At 68.2% G+C, this 25,148-nt stretch carries 29 protein-coding genes and 2 tRNA genes; 19 read left to right on the top strand and 12 right to left on the bottom strand.

Features of this window, described 5'->3' with window-relative positions:
- Positions 1–12: 12 nt before the first annotated feature.
- The 6 genes from AB8P05_RS05845 to AB8P05_RS05820 form a co-directional block, all read right to left on the bottom strand.
- Positions 13–597 (bottom strand): hypothetical protein, encoded by a 585-nt coding sequence (locus tag AB8P05_RS05845; protein ID WP_472759150.1) that lies wholly within the window; start codon positions 595–597, stop codon positions 13–15.
- Positions 598–661: 64 nt separating this feature from the next.
- Complete coding sequence (aroC, locus tag AB8P05_RS05840; protein WP_472759149.1) at positions 662–1,741, bottom strand: chorismate synthase; 1,080 nt, start codon at positions 1,739–1,741, stop codon at positions 662–664.
- Positions 1,742–1,879: 138 nt separating this feature from the next.
- Positions 1,880–1,954: transfer RNA gene (locus AB8P05_RS05835), tRNA-Thr, on the bottom strand.
- Between the two features lie 36 nt (positions 1,955–1,990).
- Positions 1,991–2,065 (bottom strand) — tRNA-Thr (locus tag AB8P05_RS05830).
- A gap of 171 nt (positions 2,066–2,236) precedes the next feature.
- Positions 2,237–4,171 carry a polysaccharide biosynthesis protein gene (locus AB8P05_RS05825; protein WP_472759148.1) on the bottom strand — a complete coding sequence of 645 codons (1,935 nt, stop codon included), beginning with the start codon at positions 4,169–4,171 and terminating at the stop codon, positions 2,237–2,239.
- 78 nt (positions 4,172–4,249) lie between these two features.
- Positions 4,250–5,194 carry a UDP-glucose 4-epimerase family protein gene (locus AB8P05_RS05820; protein ID WP_472759147.1) on the bottom strand — a complete coding sequence of 315 codons (945 nt, stop codon included), beginning with the start codon at positions 5,192–5,194 and terminating at the stop codon, positions 4,250–4,252.
- A gap of 172 nt (positions 5,195–5,366) precedes the next feature.
- Here AB8P05_RS05820 and AB8P05_RS05815 point away from each other — a divergent pair, with 172 nt between their 5' ends.
- Entirely contained in the window at positions 5,367–6,416 is a 1,050-nt protein-coding gene (locus AB8P05_RS05815) for a glycosyltransferase family 2 protein (protein ID WP_472759146.1), read from the top strand.
- On the opposite strand, the gene AB8P05_RS05810 is transcribed toward AB8P05_RS05815, so the two are convergent.
- Genes AB8P05_RS05810 through AB8P05_RS05800 form a run of 3 tightly spaced genes read right to left on the bottom strand, consistent with a single transcriptional unit; the run spans position 6,378 to position 9,245 of the window.
- Positions 6,378–7,217, bottom strand: coding sequence for a glycosyltransferase family 2 protein (locus tag AB8P05_RS05810; RefSeq protein WP_472759145.1), 840 nt, complete (start codon positions 7,215–7,217; stop codon positions 6,378–6,380). The two genes, AB8P05_RS05815 and AB8P05_RS05810, sit on opposite strands and share 39 nt — an antisense overlap.
- Positions 7,218–7,222: 5 nt before the next feature.
- Entirely contained in the window at positions 7,223–8,227 is a 1,005-nt protein-coding gene (locus tag AB8P05_RS05805; protein ID WP_472759144.1) for an MraY family glycosyltransferase, read from the bottom strand.
- 34 nt (positions 8,228–8,261) lie between these two features.
- On the bottom strand, positions 8,262–9,245 hold the full coding sequence (locus AB8P05_RS05800) for an SDR family NAD(P)-dependent oxidoreductase (RefSeq protein WP_472759143.1): 984 nt from the start codon (positions 9,243–9,245) through the stop codon (positions 8,262–8,264).
- 168 nt (positions 9,246–9,413) lie between these two features.
- Here AB8P05_RS05800 and AB8P05_RS05795 point away from each other — a divergent pair, with 168 nt between their 5' ends.
- Together AB8P05_RS05795 and AB8P05_RS05790 are read left to right on the top strand one after the other, a co-directional pair.
- A complete protein-coding gene (locus AB8P05_RS05795) occupies positions 9,414–9,752 on the top strand; it encodes a hypothetical protein (protein WP_472759142.1) in 339 nt (112 codons plus the stop codon).
- A gap of 35 nt (positions 9,753–9,787) precedes the next feature.
- A complete protein-coding gene (locus AB8P05_RS05790) occupies positions 9,788–9,934 on the top strand; it encodes a hypothetical protein (protein ID WP_472759141.1) in 147 nt (48 codons plus the stop codon).
- A 147-nt stretch (positions 9,935–10,081) separates the two neighbouring features.
- Here AB8P05_RS05790 and AB8P05_RS05785 read toward each other — a convergent pair whose 3' ends face one another.
- Positions 10,082–10,513 carry a GNAT family N-acetyltransferase gene (locus AB8P05_RS05785; protein WP_472759140.1) on the bottom strand — a complete coding sequence of 144 codons (432 nt, stop codon included), beginning with the start codon at positions 10,511–10,513 and terminating at the stop codon, positions 10,082–10,084.
- A 163-nt stretch (positions 10,514–10,676) separates the two neighbouring features.
- Between AB8P05_RS05785 and dcd the strand changes: the two genes are divergently transcribed.
- From dcd to AB8P05_RS05770, 3 genes are all read left to right on the top strand, one after another.
- Positions 10,677–11,231, top strand: coding sequence for a dCTP deaminase (gene dcd, locus AB8P05_RS05780; protein WP_014248468.1), 555 nt, complete (start codon positions 10,677–10,679; stop codon positions 11,229–11,231).
- 55 nt (positions 11,232–11,286) lie between these two features.
- Positions 11,287–12,579, top strand: a complete 1,293-nt coding sequence (gene murA / locus AB8P05_RS05775) for a UDP-N-acetylglucosamine 1-carboxyvinyltransferase (protein WP_455172297.1) — start codon at positions 11,287–11,289, stop codon at positions 12,577–12,579.
- Positions 12,580–12,642: 63 nt separating this feature from the next.
- Positions 12,643–13,122 (top strand): DUF2948 family protein, encoded by a 480-nt coding sequence (locus AB8P05_RS05770; RefSeq protein WP_472759139.1) that lies wholly within the window; start codon positions 12,643–12,645, stop codon positions 13,120–13,122.
- A gap of 48 nt (positions 13,123–13,170) precedes the next feature.
- Here AB8P05_RS05770 and AB8P05_RS05765 read toward each other — a convergent pair whose 3' ends face one another.
- A complete protein-coding gene (locus AB8P05_RS05765) occupies positions 13,171–13,527 on the bottom strand; it encodes a hypothetical protein (RefSeq protein ID WP_472759138.1) in 357 nt (118 codons plus the stop codon).
- 133 nt (positions 13,528–13,660) lie between these two features.
- On the opposite strand from AB8P05_RS05765, the gene AB8P05_RS05760 reads away from it, so the two are divergent.
- Positions 13,661–14,233: a type 1 glutamine amidotransferase domain-containing protein gene (locus AB8P05_RS05760; RefSeq protein ID WP_472759137.1), complete on the top strand. Its 573-nt coding sequence runs from the start codon at positions 13,661–13,663 to the stop codon at positions 14,231–14,233.
- Between the two features lie 151 nt (positions 14,234–14,384).
- On the opposite strand, the gene AB8P05_RS05755 is transcribed toward AB8P05_RS05760, so the two are convergent.
- The gene (locus AB8P05_RS05755) at positions 14,385–15,053 is read right to left on the bottom strand and encodes a LuxR C-terminal-related transcriptional regulator (protein WP_014248463.1); all 669 of its coding nucleotides are present in this window, start codon (positions 15,051–15,053) and stop codon (positions 14,385–14,387) included.
- 470 nt (positions 15,054–15,523) lie between these two features.
- Between AB8P05_RS05755 and AB8P05_RS05750 the strand changes: the two genes are divergently transcribed.
- The 12 genes from AB8P05_RS05750 to fabI all read left to right on the top strand — a co-directional run bounded on the left by AB8P05_RS05750 (position 15,524) and on the right by fabI (position 25,053).
- Positions 15,524–16,177: a LuxR C-terminal-related transcriptional regulator gene (locus AB8P05_RS05750; RefSeq protein WP_472759136.1), complete on the top strand. Its 654-nt coding sequence runs from the start codon at positions 15,524–15,526 to the stop codon at positions 16,175–16,177.
- A gap of 90 nt (positions 16,178–16,267) precedes the next feature.
- Positions 16,268–17,149, top strand: a complete 882-nt coding sequence (locus AB8P05_RS05745; RefSeq protein WP_472759313.1) for an urease accessory protein UreD — start codon at positions 16,268–16,270, stop codon at positions 17,147–17,149.
- Between the two features lie 124 nt (positions 17,150–17,273).
- A complete protein-coding gene (locus AB8P05_RS05740) occupies positions 17,274–17,576 on the top strand; it encodes an urease subunit gamma (RefSeq protein WP_085089984.1) in 303 nt (100 codons plus the stop codon).
- Between the two features lie 12 nt (positions 17,577–17,588).
- A complete protein-coding gene (locus tag AB8P05_RS05735) occupies positions 17,589–17,894 on the top strand; it encodes an urease subunit beta (RefSeq protein WP_136704390.1) in 306 nt (101 codons plus the stop codon).
- 26 nt (positions 17,895–17,920) lie between these two features.
- The gene (gene ureC / locus AB8P05_RS05730) at positions 17,921–19,630 is read left to right on the top strand and encodes an urease subunit alpha (RefSeq protein WP_472759135.1); all 1,710 of its coding nucleotides are present in this window, start codon (positions 17,921–17,923) and stop codon (positions 19,628–19,630) included.
- Positions 19,631–19,772: 142 nt separating this feature from the next.
- Positions 19,773–20,615 carry a glutamate racemase gene (gene murI, locus AB8P05_RS05725; protein WP_472759134.1) on the top strand — a complete coding sequence of 281 codons (843 nt, stop codon included), beginning with the start codon at positions 19,773–19,775 and terminating at the stop codon, positions 20,613–20,615.
- Complete coding sequence (locus AB8P05_RS05720) at positions 20,615–21,097, top strand: urease accessory protein UreE (protein ID WP_472759133.1); 483 nt, start codon at positions 20,615–20,617, stop codon at positions 21,095–21,097. Before murI ends, AB8P05_RS05720 begins: the two co-directional genes overlap by 1 nt.
- Complete coding sequence (locus AB8P05_RS05715; RefSeq protein WP_472759132.1) at positions 21,081–21,812, top strand: urease accessory protein UreF; 732 nt, start codon at positions 21,081–21,083, stop codon at positions 21,810–21,812. The genes AB8P05_RS05720 and AB8P05_RS05715 overlap by 17 nt, the downstream gene beginning before the upstream one ends.
- Complete coding sequence (gene ureG, locus AB8P05_RS05710) at positions 21,809–22,453, top strand: urease accessory protein UreG (RefSeq protein ID WP_042694999.1); 645 nt, start codon at positions 21,809–21,811, stop codon at positions 22,451–22,453. Before AB8P05_RS05715 ends, ureG begins: the two co-directional genes overlap by 4 nt.
- 85 nt (positions 22,454–22,538) lie before the next feature.
- Positions 22,539–23,444 carry a PRC-barrel domain-containing protein gene (locus tag AB8P05_RS05705; protein ID WP_455172288.1) on the top strand — a complete coding sequence of 302 codons (906 nt, stop codon included), beginning with the start codon at positions 22,539–22,541 and terminating at the stop codon, positions 23,442–23,444.
- Between the two features lie 61 nt (positions 23,445–23,505).
- Positions 23,506–23,946 carry a YgaP family membrane protein gene (locus tag AB8P05_RS05700; protein ID WP_472759131.1) on the top strand — a complete coding sequence of 147 codons (441 nt, stop codon included), beginning with the start codon at positions 23,506–23,508 and terminating at the stop codon, positions 23,944–23,946.
- 321 nt (positions 23,947–24,267) lie between these two features.
- Positions 24,268–25,053, top strand: coding sequence for an enoyl-ACP reductase FabI (gene fabI / locus AB8P05_RS05695; RefSeq protein WP_472759130.1), 786 nt, complete (start codon positions 24,268–24,270; stop codon positions 25,051–25,053).
- The last annotated feature ends 95 nt before the right edge of the window (positions 25,054–25,148 follow it).

Genomic DNA, 25,148 nt, shown 5'->3' with positions numbered 1-25,148 from the left:
GCTATATAGGGATCAATCGGCATCGGGGCGGGTCGCCCACGGTCTGCCGGCCATCGCGCGGATGGCGTCGCTGCGCTCCACCGCCTCGCGGAAGCCGGCAAGCGGGAAGCGCACCTCCGTCTTCTCGCCGGCCGGCGACTGGCCGACGATGGAGACTTCCGGCGCCGGAGCGATCCGCTCCACCATGCGGCGGTTGATGTCGGGATCGGTCACCGCGCAGGTGTTGGTCTCGAACCGGTAGGGCTTGCAGGGGGAATCGGGCTTGAACACCGCCCGGTCGGACCAGACCCGCACCAGCTTGTCGAGGTCCAGCGATTCGGCGGAAACGCGGAAGCGCAGCCCCTCGCGCCATTTCTCGGTCGAGCGCAGCCAGACCAGCCGCGCGGTGCGGTCGTTGACGCCGCGGGCGGTCAGTTCGCATTCCACCTGACGCGTGGCGGTCCAGAGCTGGCAGTAGAGCTTCCAGGATTTGAAGGTCTCGTCGAACTCCCGGAAGGGCCTGTCGTTCGCCATGGCCGCCGGAACCGCGCCGGCAGAGAGAGCGGCCAGCATCGCCAGGGCGAGGATCAGGCGCTGTCCGTGGCGGAGGGCGGGCATGGGGTGGTCCTGTGGGGCTGATTGAAAGGGGTGGGGGTCTAACCTTGCAAGGCTCTCCTACCCCTCACTCCCGCCGCTCGGCCCGCCGCCGCAGCAGATGGTCGGCCAGCACGCAGGCCATCATCGCCTCGCCCACCGGCACGGCGCGGATGCCGACGCAGGGGTCGTGGCGGCCCTTCGTCAGGATGTCTGTGTCGTTGCCGGCGGTGTCCACCGTCTGGCGCGGCGTCAGGATCGAGCTGGTCGGCTTCACCGCGAAGCGCACGACGATGTCCTGCCCGGTGGAGATGCCGCCCAGGATACCGCCCGCGTTGTTGGACAGGAATTGCGGCTGGCCGTCAGGGCCCATCCGCATCTCGTCGGCATTCTCCTCGCCGGTCAGCTCGGCGGCGGCGAAGCCGTTGCCGATCTCCACCCCTTTCACCGCGTTGATCGTCATCATCGCGCAGGCGAGGTCGCTGTCCAGCTTGTCATAGAGCGGGTCGCCCAGCCCCACCGGCACGCCGGACGCCACCAGCTCCACCACCGCGCCGACGGACGAGCCGCTCTTGCGGATGCCGTCGAGATACTCGGCCCACTGGGTAGCAGCGACCGGGTCGGGGCAGAAGAAGGGGTTGTTGTCGATCTCCGCCCAGTCCCAGCGGCTGCGGTCGACCTTGTGCGGGCCGATCTGCACCAAAGCACCGCGCACCTGGATGGTGGAGCCCAGCACCTTGCGTGCCACCGCACCTGCGGCGACCCGGCAGGCGGTTTCCCGCGCCGAGGAGCGGCCGCCGCCGCGGTAATCGCGGATGCCGTACTTCTGCCAGTAGGTGTAGTCGGCATGGCCGGGGCGGAATTTGCCGGCGATGTCGCTGTAGTCCTTGGAGCGCTGGTCGGTGTTCTCGATCAGCAGCGAGATCGGGGTGCCGGTCGTCTTGCCCTCGAACACGCCGGACAGGATCTTCACCTGATCGGGTTCCTGGCGCTGGGTGGTGTAGCGCGACTGGCCGGGCCGGCGCTTGTCCATCCAGGGCTGGATGTCGGTTTCCGCAACGAGGTCGATCAGCGACGGGCAGCCGTCCACGACGACACCAATGGCCGGACCGTGGCTCTCGCCCCAGGTGGTGAAGCGGAAAAGCGTGCCGAAGCTGTTGCCGGCCATGGTGACATCCTCCCGAGACGAACCTGCGCCTGTGACTTCACAAAATGTGAAGAAGCGGGAGGTTTCTTGCGGCCTTTCGGCGGCAAGGTCAAGGAAGCGATGAACCGATTTTTAAGGGAAGTTTTTAAAAGAGGAGGATGGTGCTGCCAGAGAGGATTGAACTCTCGACCTCTCCCTTACCAAGGGAGTGCTCTACCACTGAGCTACGGCAGCGCCAGATGCAGGCGCCCGGTGACAAGATCGGAGGAATGGTGCTGCCAGAGAGGATTGAACTCTCGACCTCTCCCTTACCAAGGGAGTGCTCTACCACTGAGCTACGGCAGCCCCGATAACCGATCATCGCTGAGGCGATGCGTTCGGGTGAGGCGTTCAGGCTTGACCGCCCCCCGAAGTGGCGCGGGTTATGCCACAGGCTTTTGGGGGATGCAAGCGCTTAAAATCACCTCATCACTCACTTTTTTCGCGCCCGGAACGAGCCCCCCGATCAGGTCCCGATCACGCCTGCGTGGCGGCGGGCGGAAGCACCGCTTCGGCACGGAAATCGGGCACGACGGTGCCGAGGATCGACAGCACACGGTCGCCGTCGCCGGCCCGCGCCGCCGCCTCCAACTCGCCCACCGCGCGGTTGACCAGCGCATAGTCGATCAGCCGGGGGGAGGCGAGGAAGACGCCGTCTGCCTCGGTGCGGCTCGGCGCCTCCGCGGCGGTCAGGATCTCCTCGAACAGCTTCTCGCCCGGGCGCAGGCCGGTGAAGGCGATCTCGATGTCCACCCCGGGCCGGTAGCCGGCCAGCCGGATCATCTGGCGGGCGAGGTCGGCGATCTTCACCGGCTCACCCATGTCCAGCACCAGGATCTTGCCACGGTCCTCAGCGCGGGTGGCGCCGTGGGCGGATGCCTGCAGGACCAGTTCCACCGCCTCGCGCACCGTCATGAAATAGCGGCGCATGTCCGGGTGGGTCACGGTCAGCGGACCGCCATTGGCCAGCTGCCGGGTGAAGAGCGGCACCACCGAGCCGGAGGAGCCCAGCACATTGCCGAAGCGTACGGTCATGTAGCGGGTGGCATGCTCCGTCCCGTCGCGCGGCGGCAGCACGTCCAGCGCTTGGCAATAGGTCTCGGCGAAGCGCTTGGCCGCCCCCATCACGCTGGTGGGGCGGATCGCCTTGTCGGTGGAGATCAGCACCATGGCGAGGCAGCCGGCGGCGCGGGCCGCATCGGCGACGTTGCGGGTGCCGACCACATTGGTCAGCGCTCCCTCGCACGGGTTGGCCTCCACCAGCGGCACATGCTTCAGCGCCGCGGCATGGAAGACCAGGGCGGGCCGCTCGTCCTGGAACAGGCGCATGACGCGGTCGCGGTCGCGCACGTCGGCGATCACCGCGCGGGTGTCGAGGGCGGGGAACTTCTCCCGCACCTCCATCTCGATGCTGTAGAGGTTGAACTCCCCGGCATCGAGCAGGATCAGCCGTTCCGGACCCAGTGCCGCAATCTGGCGGACCAGTTCGCTGCCGATGGTGCCGCCGGCGCCGGTGACGATCACCCGCCGCCCGCCGATCAGCCCGGATATGGCGCCGCGGTCCAGCACCGCCTGCGGGCGGCCGAGCAGATCCTCCAGCGCGATGGGTCGCACCTCGACACCCTTGCCTTCGCCTAGTGCCGATTTGAACTCGGTCAGGCTGGGCAGGCGGGACATGACCAACCCCAGCGCCTCCGCCCGGTCGAGCAGGCTGCGCAGGGTCGATCCCTTCAGCTCGGCATTGCCCTTGGTGACGATCAGCCGCTGCGGCCGTTCGCCCTTGCGTTCCAGAGTCTGGACCACCTGTTCGAGATCGTCGGGGCCGCCCAGCACCGGCACGCCGCGCACGGCATGGCCGATGCGTCGGCCCTTGTCGTCGAGGATGCCGACCACGCGGTAGGCCGACTGTCCCGGCTGGTCGAGCGAGCGGATGAACAGCTCCGCCGCGTCGCCGACGCCCAGCAGCAGGACGGGGATGCGCGGCACGCCCTCCACCGCCTCGGCCCAGCTGAAGCGGCGGTCCTTCAGGAAGCGGTAGGCGAAGCGCGGTCCGCCCAGCAGAAGCATCTGCACCAGCCACAGGATCGGCGGCAGCGAGCGGGGCAGCAGTTCGGCGCGCGTCAGCAGGAACATCGCCAGCACGAAGCACAGCACCGCCACGGTGACCGCGCGCACCACCTGGATCAGGTCGGGAATGGAGGCGTAGCGCCAGATGCCGCGGTACAGCCCGAACAGCACGAACACCGCCGCCGAAACGCCGACCAGCACCGGCAGCGCGATGGACAGCGCGTCGGAATAGAGACCGAAGGCGGAACCGCCCACCCGCAGATAGAGGGCGACGACCAGGGCGACCCCGGTCATCACCAGATCATGCAGGAACACCAGGAATGCCCGTGCGGACGGGATGCGCATGCCGCTAAACCTTGTTCATTCGTTCGGCTTTGAGACCCGGCGGCCGGACCCGGCGATGGCGGGTTCCGGCCTCGGCAATCAGCCGCGGGAAGCTTTGAACCATTCCGCGGTGGCGCGCAACCCGGTCGCAAGGTCATGGGGCGGGCGCCAGCCGAGCCGGTTGCGGATGGGGCCGTCATCCACCGTCAGCGTGCCGGCCAAGCGGTCGAACACCGCCCGCGTCCCGGTCAGCGCCGCGCCCAGCGCCATCAGCCCCTGCGGCACCGGGATCAGCCGGGCCGGCCGGTCGAGCGCGGCGGCGATGGCGCGCACCAGATCGGCGGTCGAAACCGGTTCCCCATCCTGGACCAGAAAGGTCTGTCCGGCGGCGTCCGGATGCTCCAGCACCGTCACCACCGCATCGGCGAGGTTGCCGACATAGATCAGGCTGCGCCGGTTGTGGATGCCGCCCAGGGGCAAGGGCAGGCCGGTCGCCACCAGTTTCAGCAGAGCGCGCATGTTACCGGCGGCACCGGGGCCATACACCAGCGGCGGGCGGATCACCGCCACCTCCATGCCGGTGCGGGCCGCGATCTCCACCAGCGCCCGCTCGGCCTCCAGTTTCGAGATGCCGTAGGGGCTGTGCGGGTCGGGCGTGGTTGCCGCGTCCAGCGGGGCAGGGCGGCTTTCGTCCACCATTGCCTTGATGCTGCTGAGATAGACGAAGCGCTTCACCCCGGCGGCCGCGGCCTGCTCCGCCAGCCGGATCGTGCCGGCGGTGTTGACGCGGCGGAACTCCGCCAGCGGATCGGAAGCCGTGTCGCGCATCACATGGACACGGGCCGCCATGTGGATCACCGCGTCGATGCCGGCGAGCGCTGCCGTCCAGTCGGTATCGGGGCCGATGTCGCCGACGACGGACGGCTCCCATGGTCCCTCGGAGGCGGTGCGCAGCGCCGCGCGCACCCTATGTCCGCGGGCGGCCAGCAGCGGGACGGTGTGGCGGCCGACGAAGCCGGTCGCGCCGGTCAGGAGAACGCGCATGGGCAGGATGGTCCGGGCTGGGATCGGATGGTGGATGGGGCGGTGATTTATTATCCGGTTTGGCCAGGGGGCGCCACGGCGCAAAGTCCCACGCCTGTTTTCCGGCTTTCGGTCGATGAAGGGAATGGTTATAAGCTGGACAGGGACGCGTGAATAAGGACGCTACCAAGACATGTCACATCTCGTGGACGATGCGAATGATCGGCACAGCCGAATCATCATCGTCAGCTTTAATTGCGCCGACTTCGTCAATCGCGTCATTGGCTGTCTGCTCGACCAGACCGATCCCGCATTCGAGGTGGTGATCGTCGACAACGCCTCGAAGGACGTCGACGGCATCGCTCTGCCCGCCGATCCGCGGTTCCGGATGTTGCGGCTGGACACGAATGTGGGCTTCGCCAAGGCCAACAACATCGGTGCCGCCGGCGCCACCGTTCCCTGGATCGTCACGCTGAATCCCGACGCCTTCCCGCGCCGCGACTGGATGGAGCGGCTGCAGGCCGCCGCCCGGGCGCAGCCCGACGTGGCGATGTTCGGCTCGACCCAGCTCTTCTCGCACGATCCCCGCATGATCGACGGGGAGGGTGACCAGTATTCCATCTTCGGCTTCGCCTGGCGGGTCAATTACCGCCGCATGCTGAAGCCGCCCTACTACAGCGGGACGGTCTTCTCGCCCTGCGCCGCCGCCGCCATGTACCGGCGCGACTGTTTCGAGGCCGTCGGCGGCTTCGACGAGGATTTCTTCTGCTATTGCGAGGATGTCGACCTCGGCTTCCGCATCCGCCTGAACGGCGGCCCGGCGGTGCAGGTCGGCGACGCGGTGGTGGAGCATGTCAGCAGCGGCGTGTCCAAGCAGTACGGCACCTTCGCCCAGTATCACGGCGTCCGCAATCTGGTGTGGACCATGGTGAAGAACATGCCGCTGCCGCTGCTGCCGCTGGCCTTCGCCGGCCATGCGCTGCTGGTGGTCTATCTGGTGGTGCGCAGCCTGGGCAGCGGGCGCACCGGCGCCATCGGCCGCGGCATCCGCGACGCGCTGTGCGGCCTGCCGCGCATGATCGCCAAGCGCCGCGCCATCCAGCGCGACCGCAAGGCCACGCTGGGGCAGGTCGCCCGCATGATCGCCTGGAACCCGCTGCTGCTGAAGACCCGCGGCCGTCCGGGGCTGCGGAAGTCGCACAGCTCAGACCAGCCGCCATCCGTGGGTGTTGAAAAAGCGTAGGGCGGAGCGGGCGAACATCCGGATGTGCGCGCCGCCCTTGCGCGCCGCCTTGCCGCCGAAATGGACCATGCGCACGTCGGGCACATAGGCGATCTCGCCCAGCGCCATCGCCCGGCGCGACAGGTCGAAATCCTCGAAATACAGGAAGTATCCGTCGTCGAAGCCGCCCAGCCGGGCCAGCGCGTCGCGCCGGAACAGCATGAAGGCGCCGCTGACCTGCTCCAGCCCGGTGACGACCGAGTCGCGGGTGACGTCGCGCATCTCATAGCGGTCGAGCCGCCGGGCGAACATCCGCTTGACCGAAGCGGGGGCGAAGGCGCGCAGGCCGAGGTCCAGCACGGTCGGCCGGCGCTTGCACAGGAATTCCTGCTCCCCCGAGGGGCCGAACACCTTGGGCGTCAGCAGCACCGTGCCCGGATGCGCCTCCATATAGCGCCAGCCGGCGAGCAGCGCGTCGGGCTCCAGCAGGATGTCGTAGTTCAGGATCAGGTGATAGGGCGCGTCGCCCTGCCGGATTGCCAGATTGTGCCCGGCGCCGTAGCCGACATTGCCGTGTCCTGCGATCAGCGTCACCGGCGGCCGGCCGGCTTCCGCATAGCGGTCCAGCAGCGCCCGGAACGGGTTGGATCCTGGGTCGCTGCCCTCCGGTGCGCCATTGTCGATGATCCACAGCCGGGTCTGCACCCCGGTCCCCTGGGCCAACCGGTCGGCGGCGGCACCGATGGTGTCGAGGGAGCGGGCCAGCAGGTCCGGATCGGGATGGTAGAGGACGACCGACAGGTCGAGGAATGCGGCGGTCATCGGGATCAGGCCTTCGACATGCGCGTCAGCGTCGCCAGCAGCAGCGCGACGGTCACCGCACCGGGCAGGAGGGTCCAGGCGCCGAAGCTGCCGGCGGCCAGCGCCGCGACGACCAGGACGAGGCTGTAGGCGATGATGGTCAGCACGACGCGGTCGTGCCGGCCGACACCCTTGGCGGCCTTCTGGTAAAAATGCTCGCGGTGGGCCCGCCAGATCTTCTCGCCGCGCAGCAGCCGGCGCAGCAGCGTGATGGTGGCGTCGGTCAGGTAGTAGGCCGGCAGGATCAACGCCGCCGCCCAGTCGCCGCGCGCCGCCAGCGAGGCGAGCAGGAAAGCCAGGATATGGCCCAGCGGGATGCTGCCGACATCGCCCATGAACATGCGGGCCGGCCGCCAGTTGTGGGTCAGGAACCCCGCAGCCGCCCCGGCCAGCGCCGCCCCGGCGACTCCGGTCAGCCCGAAATCGCCCATCACCAGCGAGACCAGCGCTACGCCGCCGCCGATCAGGATGGTCTCGCTGCCGGCCAGCCCGTCGATCCCATCCATGAAATTGTAGAGGTTGACGAACCACAGCCACAGGAAGGCGGTCGCCGCACGGTCCAGCGCCCAGGGCAGCCAGCCCTGCCAGACCAGCTGGTCGGACGGCAGTGCCAGCAGCCCGAACGCCACCGCCAGCGCCTGCACCGCCAGCCGCAGCAGCGGCGACAGCTCGCGCCGGTCGTCCATCCACGACACCCCCATCAGCGCCAGCGTGCCCAGCAGCACCGCCCCGGTCTCCAGCGGCCGGCCGAAGACGATCCCGGCGACGGCGAAGACCGGCACCACCGTCAGCATCACCGCCCAGCCGCCGCCGCGCGGGGTGGGGGCCTGATGGCTCGACCGTTCGTTCGGGATGTCCATGATGCTGCTGGCCAGCAGATAGCGCAGCACGCGGGTGGACAGGTACCAGCCGGCGGCCAGACACAGCAGGAAGACGCCGATCAGCGCGGTCGAATAGGCGGTGGAGGTCATGGTGGCTCGGGCGGTCGGGGGCGGGGCAAGACGGTCAGAGCTTGTGATAGCCCTTGTACCACTCCACGAAGCGGGGCAGGCCGATCTCGATCGGGGTCTTCGGCTCGAAACCCAGGATCTGGCGGCTCAGCTTGATGTCGGCGGCGGTCTCCTGCACGTCGCCGGCCTGCATCGGCTCCATCACCTTCACCGCCTCGCGGCCGAACGCCTGCTCCAGCACGCCGATGAAGCGCATCAGCTCCTCGCACCGGTTGTTGCCGAGATTGAAGACGCGATGCGGGGCGCCGGTCTCCGCATCGACCGGGGCCGGGCGGTCGAGCGCGGCCAGCACGCCGGCGACGATGTCGTCGATGTAGGTGAAGTCGCGCTTCATCTTGCCGCCGTTGAAGACGCGGATCGGCCGGCCGGCGGTGATGGCGTCGGCGAACAGCCAGGTCGCCATGTCCGGACGGCTCCACGGACCATAGACCGTGAAGAAGCGCAGGCCGGTCATCGGCAGCTGATAGAGGTGGCTGTAGGTGAAGGCCAGCATTTCCGCCGCCTTCTTGGTGGCGGCATAGACCGAGACCGGGCTGTCCACCCGGTCTTCCACCGAGAACGGCATTTTGCGGTTGGCGCCATAGACCGAGGAGGTCGAGGCATAGACGAAATGCCGCAAGGCCGGCATGCGCCGTGCCGCCTCCAGCAGCGTCACCTGGCCGGTGACGTTGGCGTCGACATAGGCATAGGGGTTCTCGATGGAGTAGCGCACGCCCGGCTGCGCCGCCAGATGAACCACGCCCGTCACGTCACCGAACTGCGGCCAAAGCCCCTCGACCGTCGCGCGGTCGGAAATGTCGGCCTTTATGAAGCGGAAGCCGGGGCGGTCGGTCAAACGGGCGAGCCGCGCCTCCTTCAGCGCCACCGCGTAATAGTCGTTCAGGTTGTCGAGGCCGAGCACGCTCTCCCCGCGGTCCAGCAGCGCAGCCGCGACATGCGATCCGATGAAGCCGGCGGCCCCGGTGACGAGGATGGTCATGGTCTCAAGGTCCTTATGACGATGGTCCGACGGACTTATGCCCCAGCGGCGGCCGGGGCGCCAGCCTGCATCCATGCCGGTCCGCCGACCGGTTCGCATGCTTGACAGCCGATCCGCCCTGCCGGTCTACTGCGCGACCGCGACACATCAGGACCGATGGGACCATCGATGCCCCCGAAGAAGAATCCGCTGAACCTGAACCCGCTGCAGCTGCGCACCCTGACCCTGCTGCAGGAACTCGCCCGACTGGAGAACAAGCCGGCCGAGGACGAGGAGGGTGGCTTCCAGATCACCGCCCTGCCGCACGCCCACGGCAACCATTTCCATCTCGGCCATTCCGTCGTTTCCGCCAAGGACGCCACCGGCCTGCAGAACGACGCGGTCTGGACCATCCTGGAGCGCAAGGGCATCGTGAAGCGCACCCCGGGCGCCGCGATCCTGACCGCGACCGGCGTCGAGTACGACACCGGCCTGCGCGACCAGATCCTGCACCAGTCCAACCACTGAAGCTGGCCACTGAGGCTGGCTGCGGAGCCGCTCCGATGGACGACACCGCCGAGACTTTGAATACTCCGCCGGCCTCGGTGAAGCCGAAGCCGGCGGCACCGTCCCGCGACGAACGCCTCGCCGCCCGCCTGCGCGAGAACCTGCGCAAGCGCAAGGAGCAGGCGCGGCAGCGCGGGGAGTGAGTGGGGCGCAATGCACCGATGCCCCCTCCCTAACCCTCCCCCACCTTTGGTGGGAGAGGGGACTGCCGCCGCTTCGCATAAGGCACCCTCTCCCTCGAAGAGGGGGAGGGTCGGGGAGGGGCGAGCGACCGAAGGCCGCTCCACCCCCTAAGCCAAATCCTTCCTGAACCAGATCTGCCTGTGTCCGGGCGGATATCCTTCCATCTCCGCCCACACCTGATAGCCCTGCTTCGGGTAGAAGCCCGGCGCCTGGAAGTCGTAGGTATAGAGCCGCGACCAGCGGCAGCCGCGCGTCTTCGCCTCCGCCTCCGCCGCGGCCAGCAACCGGCCGCCGAGACCGCTGCCGCGCGTGGAGTCGTCCACCCACAGCAGGTCGACATACAGCCATTCCCAGTTGGTGTAGCCGACCAGGCCGCCCTTCAGCGTGCCGTCCGCATCGCGGGCGACCGCCACCAGGTCGCGGCGGTCATAGGCGCGGCCGAGCGACGCCTCGTTGTAGGCGCGCAGGCCGTCGAAGACTCCGGCGAGGTCGGCCGGGGCGGGGGTGTCCGTCACGGACAGGGTGAAGTTCTGGATCATGGCGGGGAGCTTAGCCGCGGCGGCGGGCAAGACCAGCGCCGTGATAAAGAACCGTCCATGCGTCCCAAGCGGCCTACCTTTCCTTGAGCCCCGCCGCGTGCTCGGCTACAAACCAGCCTTCACGACCCTCAATCCAATCGATACGCCAAGGAGTACCCCCGCGATGGGCATCATGCCGGACAGCTGGATCCGCGAGATGGCCGAGACCAAGGGCATGATCGAGCCCTTCGTCGAGACCCAGAAGCGCGAAGGCGTGATCTCCTATGGCGTGTCATCCTACGGCTACGACGCCCGGGTCGCCGACGAGTTCAAGATCTTCACCAACGTCGACAACGCCATCGTCGACCCGAAGCGCTTCGACGATTCGAGCTTCGTCGACCGCAAGACCGACGTCTGCATCATTCCGCCCAACAGCTTCGCGCTGGCCCGCACGGTGGAGTACTTCCGCATCCCGCGCGACGTTCTGGTCATCTGCCTGGGCAAGAGCACCTATGCCCGCTGCGGCCTGATCGTGAACGTCACCCCGCTGGAGCCGGAGTGGGAAGGCCACGTCACGCTGGAGATCTCCAACACCACCCCGCTTCCCGCCAAGGTCTATGCGAACGAGGGGCTGTGCCAGTTCCTGTTCCTGAAGGGCGACAGCGTGTGCGAGGTGTCCTACGCCGACAAGTCCGGCAAATACATGGGGCAGAAGGGCGTCACGCTGCCCCGGCTCTGAGCACTCCTAATCTGAACGCCTTTTCCGAAGGCGTATCCGCGAAAGAAACAGGTCCATGGACAAGATCCGCATCCGCGGCGGCCGCCCGCTGAACGGCTCCATCACCGTTGGTGGGGCCAAGAACGCCGCCCTGCCGCTGATGACGGCGTCGCTGCTCACCGACGAGACGCTGACGCTGACCAACCTGCCGATCCTGGCCGACATCAACACGCTGTGCAATCTGCTGTTGCAGCATGGCGTGGCGATCCACATGGCCGGGGCAGGCGGCGATTGCGCCGGCCGCGCCGTGGACTTCACCGCCCGCGACATCACCAACACCACCGCCCCCTACGATCTGGTCCGCAAGATGCGCGCCAGCGTGCTGGTGCTGGGGCCGCTGCTGGCCCGCTGCGGCGAGGCCAAGGTGTCGCTGCCCGGCGGCTGCGCCATCGGCGCGCGTCCGGTGGACCTGCACATCAAGGGTCTGGAGGCGATGGGCGCCGACATCCGGATCGAGGCGGGCTATATCGTCGCCAAGGCGCCGGCCGGCGGCCTGCGCGGCGCGGAATACGTCTTCCCCAAGGTGTCGGTGGGTGCGACCGAGAACCTGCTGATGGCTGCCACGCTGGCCAAGGGCACCACCATCCTGGTCAACGCCGCGCGCGAGCCGGAGGTGACCGACCTCGCCGAATGCCTGGTCAAGATGGGGGCGAAGATCACCGGCATCGGCAGCGACCGGCTGGTGATCGAGGGTGTGGACCGGCTGCACGGCGCCCGCCACATGGTGGTGGCCGACCGCATCGAGACCGGCACCTACGCCATGGCCGCGGCCATCACCGGGGGCCGTCTTGACATCATGAACACCCGTCTCGATCTGATCAAGGCGGCGGTCAAGGCGCTGGCTCCGGCCGGCGTCGCCTTCGAGGAGATCGAGAACGGGATCCGCGTTTCGCGCGCCAACGGCGAACTGCACGGCGTCGACGTGATGACCGAGCCGTTCCCCGGCTTCCCCACCGACCTTCAGGCCCAGATGATGGCCCTGATGTGCACGGCCAAGGGTGCGGCGATGATCACGGAAACGATCTTCGAGAACCGCTTCATGCACGCGCCGGAACTGACGCGCATGGGCGCGCGGATCACGGTCCACGGCTCGTCGGCCCTGGTGCGTGGCGTGGAGCGGCTGACCGGTGCGCCCGTGATGGCGACGGACCTGCGCGCTTCGGTGTCGCTGGTGCTCGCCGGGCTGGCGGCGGAAGGGGAGACGACGGTCAACCGCGTCTACCACCTCGACCGCGGCTATGAGCGGGTGGAGGAGAAGCTGGCGGCCTGCGGTGCGGAGATCGAACGCATCCACGGCGGCGACGAGTAAGCGGCGGGGGCGCCCCTCCCGCCTTCCCATGAGGTTGGCCTTTCCCGAGAGGTGCCCCCGATTATGACGGCCATCACCCCGATCCGCCTGCGTGCCGAGGACGAGGAGGACCTGAAGGTCGTCTCCGCCTGTCTGCAGGACGCCATCCTGCCGGTCGGCGACATGTGCTTCCAGCCCGACGAGAAGCGGTTCGTCATGGTGGTCAACCGCTTCCGCTGGGAATCCGCCGACCAGCCCCGGCCCGGCCCCAGCGCCGACGACGACGATCTGGCTCCCTATGAGCGGGTCCATTGCGGCCTGCGGGTGGAGGGGGTGACCGGCGCCAAGCTGCGCGGCTTCGACCTGAAGGACCGCGGCCGGATCCTGGAACTGCTGTCGATGGAGACGGTGGAGGGCGGCGTCGCCCTGCATTTCGCCGGCGGCGGCTGCGTCCGCCTGGATGCGCCGTCCTGGCGCATGGTGGTGGAGGATCTGGGTGAACCCTGGCCCACCGGCTGCAAGCCCTGCCACCCCGAAGAAAGCGCTCCCGACCAGACCGCCTGAGTTCCCGGGCGGCCGGCGGAGCGCCGGTTCAGCGCTCCGCGGACCGGGTCAGCGCTCCGCGACCTGGGTATCGCTGTGCAGGCGGCGGATCACCTCCTGCGCGGTCTTCCTATAGGTGACGGTGTCCTCGGCCTCGCCCGGCGTCAGTTGCGAGCGGTGGACGGTGAAGAAGCGGTGGCCGACGTCCAGCATGCCGCTGGCCTCGACCAGGATGCTGTCGTCCTTGCCGTGGGCGGCGGGTGAAACGGAAACGATCTGGCCCAGCTCTTCGCCGAGCAGGCCGGTCACCTCGACGCCGATGAGGTCGTCGCCGCCGCGCGGATCGGCGGCCAGCGCCGACTCGGCGTGGGCAAAGGGAAGGGTCGCCGCCAGCGCAAGGCCGGCCAACAGGGTCTGGAACCGCATGGATCGGGCTCCCATCGCTGATGTGTGTCTCGTATGTCACAATCAACATAGGAATTGCGGGACAGTTCCCAGGGAACCATCCAGGGGTAATCCGGTTGCTGCGGCATAGGCCCTCAGCGAAGGAGACTACCCAATGGCTCAAAAACTCGACGGAAAGACCGTCGCCGTCCTCGCCACCGACGGCTTCGAACAGGTGGAACTGACCGAACCGGTGAAGGCGTTGCGCGATGCCGGCGCCACCGTGCATGTGGTGGCACCCAAGGGCGGGCAGATCCAGGGCTGGAACCACCATGACCGCGGCGACATGGTCGATGTGGACGTGACGCTCGACCAGGCCGATGGCGACCGCTACGACGCGCTGCTGCTGCCGGGGGGCGTGATCAACCCGGATGCGCTGCGGCTTGAGCCCAAGGCGATCGAGTTCGTGAACAGCTTCGTCACGTCCGGCCGTCCCATCGCGGCGATCTGCCACGGCCCGTGGACGCTGATCGACGCCGATGGTGTGCGCGGCAAGCGCATGACCAGCTGGCCGTCGCTGCAGGCCGACCTGCGCAACGCGGGCGCCACCTGGGTGGACGAGCAGGTGGTGACCGACCACGGGCTGGTCACCTCGCGCAAGCCCGACGACATCCCGGCCTTCTGCCGCAAGATGATCGAGGAGTTCTGCGAAGGCCGGCATACGGGCCATCGCCACGCGGCGGAGTAGGGGGTGCTTTTGCCCCCTCCCTAACCCTCCCCGCTTCGCGGGAGAGGGGACTGCCGCCGCATTGCAAACTTACCCTCTCCCGCGCAGCGGGGAGGGAGGGACCCGCGGCGGAGCCGTGGGAGGGAGGGGGCAACCCTACTGCAACAACCCCCTACGCCGTCACCAGCGGCGACAACCCATTCTGGATCGCCCACACCGCGGCCTGGGTGCGGTTCTGCGCGTTGATCTTCCGCATCACGTTCTTGAAATGCATCTTCACGGTCGATTCCGTGATGTGCAGGTTTCGCGCGATGGCCTTGTTCGACTGGCCGGCCAGAAGACAGCGCAGGATCTGCACCTCGCGCTTCGACAGGTCGCCGCTGGGCGGCATGGCGATGGGTGTCGGCGTGTGCTGCGGGCGCTCGTTCGCCGCGGCCATCAGAAGGCCGGCGACATGGGTGGGATAGACCACCTCGCCCAGCATCACCAGCCGAAGGGAGCGCAGCAGGCTCTCGCTCGACATGCTCTTGTTCAGATAGGCGTCGGCACCCGCCTTCAGCGACTGCGACAGGCTGCGGTCGGCGATGGTGTCGGCCAGCACGACGATCCGCGCCGACGTGCCTTCGCGCAGGCGGCGGATGCCGGCGATCTCCTCGGGCATGCCGTCCTGCAGCGCCAGCACGATCAGGTCGGGCTGGTCGCCGTCGGCAATCAGGTCGAGCGCGTCGTCGGCGCTGGCCGCGTGGGCGCTGACCCGGAAGGGGCCGCCGCCGATCAGCGTTGCCAGGGCCGCCGAAAACAGCCGGTCATGGTCGACCAGCATCACAGTCCATGTCTTCATCGATCATCCTCCGCTGGGCCGCCCTTTGCCGGGCGGCGGCGATCCCCCTTTGATCTGCTCCCCCTGGAACCCCGATCCGAAGACCAGGGCCAAGGACCGGGCCGTTCGATCCGGTCCAGGCAGACTCCGAACATGAAAAATTAGAACAATATTGTTCGGAACAGCGGGCTTTACGCTTCGTGCCGGGATGATTTATACGGTTCATTAACCAACGGCGCAAGATGAGAACAGGAAAGTCACAGCCAATAGATCGGATTTGGGCAGAAATTGAACGGAGATCCGTTCATTCGATATTTAGAGGTAGGCGAGCCATAGAGCGGCGCGAATGAACCGCTTTCCCAATGGGGCTTTTTGGTGTTCTTGGCCCTTCTGGTAAAGCGGTCCGCTGAGCATAAGGGGACACGATGGAGTTCGAGCTTCAAGCGCGCGGCAGTTCGCGTAGCGCGGGCAATCCGACGCGGATTTTTCTGGTGGTCGACGAGCAGCCGATGGTCCGCCACGGCTTCGCCCTGTCCATCGGCGAAATCTGCCCCGGAACGCGCGTGCTGGAGGCGGGGTCGTTGGATGAAGCGCTGGATGTCGGCCGCAAGACTCCCGAATTGGCCCTGATTCTGTTCGATCCCGGCCCGCCGCGCGGGGATGAGGACGAGGCCGGCGGCGGCGCCATCGCCGGCCTGCGCCGCCTGAAGGAGACGCTGGGCGAGGTGCCCGTGCTGATCCTCACCAACTCCGACGAGGTGGCCGACATCGTCGACAGCGTCCGCATGGGTGCCCGCGGCTATGTGCTGAAGACCAGCCCGCCGGAAGTGCTGGAGCATGCCATCTCGCTGGCGCTCAGCGGCGACGTCTTCCTGCCGCTGCCGCGCGCGGTGCTGAACGGGGCGCTGAGCGAGGGGCCGCGCGGCAACGACGACATCCTGGACCGGCTGACCGACCGCCAGCGCGACGTGTTCGAACTGCTGCTGGCCGGCCATTCCAACAAGGAGATCGCCCGCGGACTGGGCGTGCTGGAAGGCACGGTGAAGGTGCATGTCCGCGCCATCATGCAGAAGCTGGGCGTGCGCAACCGCACCCAGGTCGCGGTGGTCGCCGCCCGCAACGGCTGCTTCTCCGGCGAAGGATAATCCGGACCCTCGTCCGCATTGCCTGAACCGCTCCGCTTCCGGCAGACTGGCGCCCGCAACATCCAGGGTGGGAGCGGGCGCTTGGTTGAAGTGGCGGTGGCCGACAGGCCGGAGGACTCTGCACGCGAGTGGAACGCGCAAGAGGAGAAGAAGGTCGCCGTCCATGGCGCCGCGACCGTCCGGTTCGAGCATCGCCATGGGCAGACCCGGCTGGCGACGCTCTACCACCATGACCCGCTGCGGGTGCTGATGCCGACGCCGCGCCGCGACGACCTTCCCATCGCGGTGCTCGCCACCACGTCGGGCGGCATGGTCGGCGGCGACCGCATGGACATCGCCCTGTCCGTCGGGTCGGGTGCCAGGGCCCTGGTCACCACCCAGGCGGCCGAGAAGGTCTATCGCTCCACCGGCGCCGACTGCCGCATCGACACCGCCTTGTCGGTGGAGGACGGCGCGTGGCTGGAGTGGATGCCGCAGGAAGCCATCGTCTTCGAAGGCTCGCGCCTGCGCCGCCTGACCCGGATCGACCTGTCGGGCGACGGTCGCGCCATCGCCGGCGAGATGCTGGTCTTCGGCCGCGCCGCCTTCGGCGAGACGGTAACCCGCGGCCTGATCCGCGACGCCTGGGAGGTCGCCCGCGACGGCCGCCTGATCTGGGCTGACGCCCTGCATCTGGACGACGACATCGCCGAGGCGCTGGCCCACCCCGCCGGCTTCGGTGGAGCCGCCGCCTGCGCCACTCTGCTGCACGCCGCCCCCGACGCCGCCCGCCATCTCGATGCCGTCCGCGCGCTGGCGGAGGCGCAGGAGGGTACGCGCATCGGCGCCACCGCGCTGGACGGTCTGCTGGTCGTCCGCATCCTTGGTGGCGATGCCCGCACGGTGCGCCGCGCCTATGCCGCGCTGTGGTCCGGCCTGCGCAGCGAGGCTGCCGGCCTGCCCACCCGCCTGCCGCGGCTGTGGGAGGTGTGAGGGCGGCGTTCGAGCTTTCCCGCCAGCACTTTCAAGCGTCTACGTCATACGACGCACTTGGCGAGCCGCATCGGCGTGGCATAATCGCCGGCAACGAACAGGGTGGCGAAAGGGCAATCCCCCGATGAACCTGACAGGGCGCGAGAAGGACAAGCTGCTCGTCGCGATGGCGGCGATGGTGGCGCGGCGGCGGCTGGAGCGTGGCGTCAAGCTGAACCATCCGGAGGCGGTTGCCCTCATCACCGATTACGTGGTGGAAGGTGCGCGCGACGGCCGCACGGTGGCCGAGCTGATGCGCGACGGCGCTACCGTCCTGACCCGCGATCAGGTGATGGACGGCGTGGCCGACATGATCCACGACATCCAGGTCGAGGCGACCTTCCCCGACGGCACCAAGCTCGTCACCGTCCACCAGCCGATCCGTTGAGGGGGAGATCCCATGAAACCCGGTGAAATCTTCCCCGCGGCCGGCGAGATCGTGCTGAACGACGGCCGCGCCACCGTCGAACTCGACGTCGCCAATGCCGGCGACCGGCCGATCCAGGTCGGCTCGCACTTCCATTTCTACGAGACCAACAGCGCGCTGACCTTCGACCGCGAGAAGGCGCGCGGCTTCCGGCTCGACATTCCGGCCGGGACGGCGGTGCGCTTCGAGCCCGGCCAGACCCGCCGCGTGACGCTGGTCGCCTATGGCGGCGACCGGGTGGTGATCGGCTTCAACCGCAAGGTCAACGGCGCCCTCTGACGGGCCGACAGGAAGGGCGAACGACAATGGCGCACCGCATCGACCGGGCCGAATATGCGGCCCTCTACGGCCCGACCACCGGCGACCGCGTCCGGCTGGCCGACACCGACCTGATCGTGGAGGTCGAACGCGACCACACCGTCTATGGCGAGGAGGTGAAGTTCGGCGGCGGCAAGGTGATCCGCGACGGCATGGGGCAGTCCCAGCGCTCGCGCCACCAGGGGGCCGTCGACACCGTCATCACCAATGCCCTGATCATCGACCATTGGGGCATCGTCAAGGCCGACATCGGCATCACCGGCGGGCGCATCGCCGCCATCGGCAAGGCCGGCAACCCCGACATCCAGCCCGGCGTCGACATCATCGTCGGTCCGGGCACCGAGGTGATCGCGGGCGAGGGCAAGATCGTCACCGCCGGCGGCATCGACGCCCACATCCATTTCATCTGCCCGCAGCAGGTGGACGAAGCGCTGAACAGCGGCGTCACCACCATGCTGGGCGGCGGCACCGGCCCGGCCGCCGGCACGTCCGCCACCACCTGCACGCCCGGCCCCTGGCATATGGAGCGGATGCTCCAGGCCGCCGAAGGGCTGCCGATCAACCTGGGCTTCTTCGGCAAGGGCAACGCCAGCCGTCCCGACGCGCTGCTGGAGCAGATCGCCGCCGGCGCCTGCGGCCTGAAGCTGCACGAGGATTGGGGCACCACGCCCGACTCCATCGACACCTGCCTGACGGTGGCCGACCAGCTTGACGTCCAGGTGGCGATCCACACCGACACGCTGAACGAATCGGGCTTCGTCGAGGACACCATCGCCGCATTCAAGGGCCGCACCATCCACACCTTCCACACCGAAGGGGCGGGCGGCGGCCATGCGCCGGACATCATCCGGGTGGCCAGCCTCGGCAACGTGCTGCCCAGCTCGACCAACCCGACGCGGCCCTTCACCATCAACACGGTGGACGAGCATCTGGACATGCTGATGGTGTGCCACCACCTCAGCCCGCGCATTCCGGAAGACGTCGCCTTCGCCGAAAGCCGCATCCGGCGCGAGACCATCGCGGCGGAGGACATCCTGCACGATCTGGGCGTCTTCTCCATGATCTCGTCGGACAGCCAGGCGATGGGCCGGCTGGGCGAGGTGGTGATCCGCACCTGGCAGACCGCCCACAAGATGAAGCTCCAGCGCGGCCGGCTGCCGCAGGAGACCGGCGACAACGACAATTTCCGGGTCAAGCGCTACATCGCCAAATACACCATCAACCCGGCGCTGTCGCACGGCATCGGCCATGTCGTCGGCTCGGTCGAGGTCGGCAAGCTGGCCGATCTGGTGGTGTGGTCGCCGGCCTTCTTCGGGGTGAAGCCCGACATGGTCATCAAGTGCGGCACCATCGCCGCGGCGCTGATGGGCGACCCCAACGCCTCGATCCCGACGCCGCAGCCGGTGCATTACCGCCCGATGTTCGGCGCCTTCGGCCGGGCGATGCAGGCCAGCAGCGTGACCTTCGTCAGCGCCAAGGCGATGGAGCTGGAGGTCGGCCGGCAACTCGGCCTGCACCGCGAGCTGATCGCCGTCCGGGGCACCCGCACCGTCGGCAAGAAGGACATGATCCACAACGATGCCACCCCGCACATCGAGGTGGACCCGGAAACCTACGAGGTGCGGGCAGACGGGCAACTGCTGACCTGCGAACCGGCCGACGTCCTGCCGATGGCGCAGCGGTATTTCCTGTTCTGAGGCGTTTTTTTAATCCCCTCTCCCCTCCGGGGAGAGGGTTAGGGTGAGGGGGAACCGCTTCGAGGATTTCTTCGGCTTTGCCGAACCCCCTCATCCCAACCTTCTCCCCAGGGGGAGAAGGAGTCTTACGCAGGGTCTATTCGTGATCGGTGTATTCGACTCAGGACATGGCGGATTGACGGTGCTGCGCGCCCTGGTGGACGCCGCACCCGACCGGCCATTCGTCTATCTCGGCGACCATGCCGCGGCTCCCTACGGTCCGCGCAGCGAGGACGATATCTACCGGCTGACCATCGCCGGGATGGACCGGCTGTTCGCCCAGGGCTGCCGGCTGGTCGTCATCGCCTGCAACACCGCAGCCGCGGTGGCGTTGCGCCGGCTGCAGCAGGAATGGCTGCCGTCGGCCCATCCGGGCCGCAATGTGCTGGGCGTGCTGGTGCCGATGGTGGAGGCGATCACGCGGGTGCCGTGGATGATCGACACCGTTCCACCCGACCATCTCGCCGAGCCGCGCAGCGTCGGCATCTTCGCTACGGCGGCGACGGTCAACTCCGGGTCCTTCCCGCGGGAGATCGGCAAGCGCGCACCCTCAATCCGCGTCGTCCAGCAGGCCTGCCCCGACCTCGTGCCGCTGATCGAGCGCGGCGCGTCGGATGACGAGATCGAACCCGCGGTCGCCGGCTATGTCCGCGTGCTGCTGGACAAGATGGGCAGCCAGCCGTTGGACACGGTGGTGCTGGGCTGCACCCATTATCCGCTGGTCCGCCACCTGTTCGCCCGCGCCCTGCCGCCGGGGGTGGAGGTGCTGTGCCAGCCGACGCTGACCGCCCGCTCGCTGGAACAGTATCTCGACCGCCACCCCGAATACCGGCCCGACCTGGCCGAGCGGGGCCTCAAATTCTTCACCACTGGGGACGCGGCGCTGGTCAGCGAACTGGCCGGCCGCTTCTTCGGCCACCCGACCCCCTTCGAACGGCTTAGCTGATGACCGACCCCACCCGCCGCGCCACCCGTGTCCATGCCCGCGACCATTGGCCCGCCGAGCAGGCGGCCGGCACCGTGACGCTCGCCTTCGACGACCGCTTCCGCCGCCGCATGGCGATGACCGACGATGCCGGCGGCGCCTTCCTGCTCGACCTGCCGCGGGCGGTGGCGCTGGATGACGGCGACGGGCTGGAACTGGGCGACGGCAGTTTCCTGCGCGTGGTCGCCGCCGCGGAAGACCTGATGGAGGTCCGCGTGCCCGGCCCGGTCGAGGCCTTCGCGCGGGTCGCTTGGCATCTCGGCAACCGTCACCTGCCGGTGCAGATCGTCGGCGACACCATCCGCCTGCGCCGCGACCATGTGATCGAGGACATGCTGCGCGGCCTGGGGGCCGAGGTGCGCGACGTGACGGCACCCTTCATGCCGGAAGGCGGCGCCTATGGCGGGCATTCGCATGGCGGCGGGCATGGGCATTCGCACTGAGATCGGATCCAGTGGGGTGGACGGCGTTTCCACCCACGCCCTGACGCGGCTGCTGGCGTGGCTGTCGCCCAGCTTTCCGGTCGGCGGCTTCTCCTACAGCCATGGCATCGAGGCGGCGGTGGAGCAGGGGCTGGTGCGCGACCGGGCGACGATGATCGTCTGGTTCGACGGCATCCTGCGCCATGGCGCCGGGCGGACCGACGGCATGCTGTTCGCGGCCGCCCACCGCGCCGTGCTGGCCGGTGACGAGGCCGCCTTCGCCTGGGCGGTGGAGCGCGCCGACATCCTGCGCGCGTCCTCCGAAACCGCGCTCGAATCGCGGGCGCAGGGACAGGCTTTCCTGCTGGCGATCCGCGCCGCATGGCCGCTCGAAGACCTGCCGCGCTGGGACGCGGTGATCGCCTCAACCGGCCGGCCGGTCGCCTATGCGGTGGCGGTGGCACTGGCGGCGGCGTTGATCGGCGTGGCGGAAGGGCCGGCGCTGACCGCCTATCTGCATGCCTTCGCCGCCAACCTCGTTTCAGCCGGCGTGCGGCTGGTCCCGCTGGGCCAGACCGACGGGCAGCGGGCGCTGGCGGCACTCGACCCCATCACCCACAGCGCGGCGGAGGCGGCGCTGGCGGCCCCGCTCGACGATCTCGGCGGCCGGGCGATGGCCGTCGACTGGACCTCGATGATCCACGAAACCCAATATACGAGGCTGTTCCGCTCATGAGCGCTCTCCCCGCTATCGAAAAGAGCCACGCCGGTCCGCTTCGCGTCGGCATCGGCGGCCCCGTCGGCTCCGGCAAGACCGCGCTGACCGACGCGCTGTGCAAGCGCATGCGCGACGATTGGGAGGTCGCGGCGATCACCAACGACATCTACACCAAGGAGGACGCGGAATTCCTCACCCGCTCCGGCGCGCTGAAGCCGGAACGGATCATGGGTGTCGAGACCGGCGGCTGCCCGCACACCGCGATCCGCGAGGATGCCTCGATCAACCTCGCGGCCGTCGACCAGATGAACGCAAAGTTCCCCAACCTCGACCTGATCTTCATCGAATCGGGCGGCGACAACCTCGCGGCCACCTTCTCGCCGGAACTGGCGGACATCACCATCTACGTCATCGACGTGTCGGCCGGCGACAAGATCCCGCGCAAGGGCGGGCCGGGCATCACCCGGTCGGACCTGCTGGTCATCAACAAGACCGACTTGGCCCCGATGGTCGGCGCCAGTCTTGAGGTGATGGACCGCGACGCCCGCAAGATGCGCGGCGACCGCCCCTTCGTCTTCGCCAACGTCAAGGCGGGCGAGGGGCTGGACGCCATTCAGTCCTTCATCGTCCAGCGCGGTGGCCTGCCCCTGCCGGGCTGACCGGCCCCCAGGGATGCTTCGGGAACCTCCGGCTTGACCATGCTGTTCATGCAGCATGAGACGATTCAAGCCGGAGGATGCCCTGATGACGCGCCCGACCCCCGCAACGGCCTTGGGCACTGCGCTGCTGCTGGCCGCGCTGGCACCCATCGCCGCGCCCGCGCTGGCCGCCGATGACTGCGCGGCCGGGCTCGACCGGCTGGGACAGCAGGCGGCGGCACTCGAAGCCGCGGCACCCAACAATCCGGCGCCGGTGACCCAGCAGGAAATCGCGCAGCTGCGTGCCCTGCAGCAGGCGGCCCAGGGCGCGGCGCAGAAGGGCAATGCGCCGGCCTGCCACGCCATCCTGGGCGAGGCCACGGCGCTGCAGGAGTCCATCGCCCATCCCCGCGCGATTGCTGCCGACGATCTCGAAGACGCCAAGCTGCGCAGCCCGGACGGCAAGGACATGGGCAGCGTCTCCGAACTGGTGATTGATCCGGCGACCGGGCGCATCGCCTATGCGGTGGTCGAACTGGGCGGCTTCCTCGGCATCGGCGACAGCGACTTTCCCGTTCCGTGGGCGTTGTTCACTCCGTCCGGCGACGGCTATGTCCTGAACGTCCCGAAGGACAAGCTGACCAACGCCCCGCGTTTCGACGACAGGAACCGCCCGAACATGAACGACCGCCAGTGGGCGATGGCGGTGCACACCTATTATGGCGTCGCTCCCTATTGGATGCAGCAGTCGGCGACGCTGGCCGCCATCGCCGGTACGACGGGCGGCGGCAGCGACGCCGCGGCGGCCCCGCTGCGCCAGGAGGTGCAGCGCCTGTCGCAGGAGGTGTCGCGGCTGAATCAGGAACTGCAGCAAGCGCGGGCATCCGGTTCCAGCGCCGCGCCGGCCGGCGGCGGGAGCGGGCAGGGCGGCGCGACGCAGACGTCCCCTCAGGCATCTCCCCAGGCGCCGGCTGGGAACGACACCCCCCAGCCGCCGGTTTCCCAACAGTGACACGATAACGATCCGATCGCGGGGGCACCCGGCCACGGGCCCCGCATCCAGGAGGACCGACATGGAACTCTCTTCCATCACCGAGACGGCCCAGCGCAACCTGCGCGGCTTCAACGACCGCATCCATGGTCCCGGCGGCGGCTACACCATCAATGTCGGCCACAGCGAACGGCTGGCCTCGCTGGCCGGAGGCGTGGCGCTGGCGGTGCTGGGCCTGCGCCGGCCGAACTGGACCGGCGCCGCCATGGCACTCGCCGGCGGCGTGCTGGTGGCGCGCGGCCTGACCGGCTTCTGTCCCGGCAAGTCGATGCTGGCCGATTGGGCCCGAGGCGACCGCGCGGCCATTCCGTCGCAGGATGTGGAACGCGGCATCGACCGCTATTCCCGCCATCCCGGCGACATCTATCAGGAGACCTGCGAGGAGGAGATCGTCGACGAGGCGTCGCAGGAATCCTTCCCGGCCAGCGATCCGCCCTCCTTCACGCCCGGTGTCGCCCGGTAAGAGGTGGGTCGGATAAGCGGTGTGGCTACATAACAAAAATTTCATCAAGAAACGACCTTCCAGACCGACCTCGGAAGGCCGTCTTGATATGGATCAATGAAAGGGGTGGCAGGTAGGACTTCTGCTTTTACTGAACATGCCTGCATCAATGCTGCGCGTTGATTGGGTCTGGGGTGTGGATTGCATCCATTACATGTTGCGGACCTCCCGTGATTGGTTTATGGTGCACCGCACAAGGAACGCCGCGTGTCCTGGCTTTGCCCGAAGCCACCGGGGTTGCGGCCGCTCCTCCCGTCACACCCGACCGCAGGACCGTCCGCCATGACCACGATCATTCCCGCCGCCGCCACGCTCGAAGGCAAGAAGGGGCTCGTCCTTGGCATCGCCAACGACCAGTCGATCGCCTGGGGCTGCGCCCGCGCCTTCCGCGCGCTGGGTGCCGACCTTGCGGTCAGCTATCTGAACGACAAGGCCAAGAAGTTCGTCGAGCCGCTGGCCCAGCAGCTGGAGGCCGAGATCTTCGAACCGGTGGACGTCACCGGTGAAGGCCAGCTTAAGGCCATGTTCGACAAGATCGGCGAGAAGTGGGGCAAGCTGGACTTCGCTCTCCACAGCATCGCCTTCGCGCCGAAGGAGGACCTGCACGGCCGCGTCGTCGACTGCTCGCGCGAAGGCTTCCAGCAGGCGATGGACGTGTCCTGCCACTCCTTCATCCGCATGGCGAAGTACGCCGAGCCGCTGATGAAGGACGGCGGGTCGCTGTTCACCATGTCCTATTTCGGCGCCAACCGCGTCATCGACAATTACGGCGTGATGGGTCCGGTCAAGGCCGCGCTGGAGGCCAGCGTGCGCTATCTGGCGGCGGAACTCGGCCCGAAGGGCATCCGCGTCCATGCCATTTCTCCCGGCCCGATCAAGACCCGCGCCGCTTCCGGCATCGCCCATTTCGACGAGCTGATGAACAAGGCCGCCGAGCGGGCTCCGGAAGGCCGGCTGGTGACCATCGAGGAGGTCGGCTACACCACCGCCTTCCTCGCCACCGATGGCGCCAAGGGCATCACCGGCGACACCACCTACGTCGACTGCGGCTATTCCATCATCGGCTGAAGCCGGCCGATTTCCGGTTGAAGAACGGGGCGGGTGCGGCGACGCACTCGCCCCGCTTCGTTTGAAACACCTCTCCCAGGTGCGTCAAATTGCCA

Source organism: Azospirillum sp. VT-I1 (assembly GCF_055698305.1).
The sequence above is the reverse complement of the archived record's forward strand: the minus strand, read 5'-3'. Positions and strand labels throughout refer to the sequence as shown.